This window comes from Aminobacter sp. P4_H6_2, assembly GCF_056400805.1.
Genome location: NZ_JBFUKO010000925.1, coordinates 1 through 1,522 on the forward strand (window position 1 = coordinate 1; position 1,522 = coordinate 1,522).

General features: G+C 62.2%; 1 protein-coding gene. It reads right to left on the minus strand.

All coding sequences use genetic code 11. From position 1 onward, the window contains the following. Positions 1–585 precede the first annotated feature (585 nt). Entirely contained in the window at positions 586–1,026 is a 441-nt protein-coding gene (gene rnk, locus AC1DUU_RS31720) for a nucleoside diphosphate kinase regulator (RefSeq protein ID WP_476787266.1), read from the minus strand. Between the last annotated feature and the right edge of the window lie 496 nt (positions 1,027–1,522).

The window sequence follows — 1,522 nt, forward strand, 5'->3', positions numbered from 1 at the left end:
AAAGGAAGTATCGCACGCCGTCGAGGAGTTGAGAGGGCGTATTATTGCTGCCTTGTGACAGCGCCTATGACATTGGCTTTGGGGTGCGGCTGGAGCAAAACCAGCCATTCCCCTTCCCACCCCAGTGCCATCGGCATTTCCCCTTAACGCCACGACCGGAAATGATTCCGTAGGCAGATCCGGGGCCGATACCTGCCGGTTCACCCCACCGCGGCCCGCGTCTCGTGACCCAAGACGGCTCAACGTGAGGTGGCTACCGGAACGTCTGCTATTCCATCGCTCTGTCCACCGGATATGCCACAGGCTGATGCCACCCGCTATTGCCACGATCAGGGTGCTACTTCGAAAGTCAGGGACATTCCCGCCCCGCGGGTAAGGCAACGCTCGCACATGACTTCGACGACCGCGAAGTCCTTCGTGGTGACAGGTTTCTTTAGACATCGCAGTTCTCCAATTGTTCCGCCTGCAAGCGGCAAAGTCCGGACGAGGTGGAGAACCCCTGGCCGCATGCGTGCGGCGCACGGGGCTACGATCCTGCGATAAGGCATCCTCCGTAGAACATGAGGCGCGCGAGTGGCGACATGGTCATGCCGTCTGAAGCTCGTGCTGAGGCTGGGCTGGTTGTCCGGCCATCTGGACGACGCTCTCGACGGTCAGACGACGGGTGCGGCCGTCGCGCGACGTCCAGTCGATGGACTGGGCGACTTTCAGGCCGATCAGGGCAGCGCCGATGGGCGTCAGGATCGAGACCTTGGCCTGGGCGATGTCAGCCTCCCCGGGGAACACCAGCGTGACGGTGCGATCTTCGCCCGCGTCGGTGGTGAACCTAAGCGTCGAGCCAATCCTGACGACGTCGTGCGCGATGCGTCCGTCCATCACCACGCGTGCGCGGTCGAGTTCGGAGAGCAGTTGCTCCGCAGCATCGGGATCCCGCGCAGAGTAGGATTCAGCAAGCCGCGAAAGGCTTTCGTGGTCGGAGCGGGTGATCGTGATCGCAGGCTTGCGCCTGTCTATGGTGGGGGCCATTTTCAAAACTCTTCCAAAATGTTCGAACCGCGGGCGCAAAATGCGCCGACGGCTGTATGACTGACTGTGCGGATTTGCTGTCGCCGTGTTCCTGCAACGGCTGCGGAGCGCAGCGCGTGAGGCATATGCCCCTCGGCCGGGGGGCGACGCGACCAAGCCGGGGTTAGGTGCCCGCGACGGGGAACACCCGTTCAAGCAGAAGCGTGAAGCGATCAGTCGACATGTTACGGAACGTGGGATGTCGCGGACACAAAGTCAAGCTGAGCAGCCGCAGTCTGCCCGCATGAGGGCGTTCCTCGCCAATTGCAGCCCGAACGGATACAATTGATCTCCCAGCACTTCGTTTGCATCGCCGGAGGAGGCAATGGACCGTCTTGAGTGCGATCGGGCGTTCCTCGCGGTTATGGAGACGTCGGGTTCGCGCGCGCCGCAGGCGGGGGCCATCCACAGAGGACATTCCCGCCGACCGCGCTAGGTAGCAATTGCGCCTTCATTT

What these genes read in the sequence shown, in the direction of transcription:
- rnk (WP_476787266.1), bottom strand. Translation starts at nt 1,026, where the DNA reads ATGGCCCCCACCATAGACAGGCGCAAGCCTGCGATCACGATCACCCGC.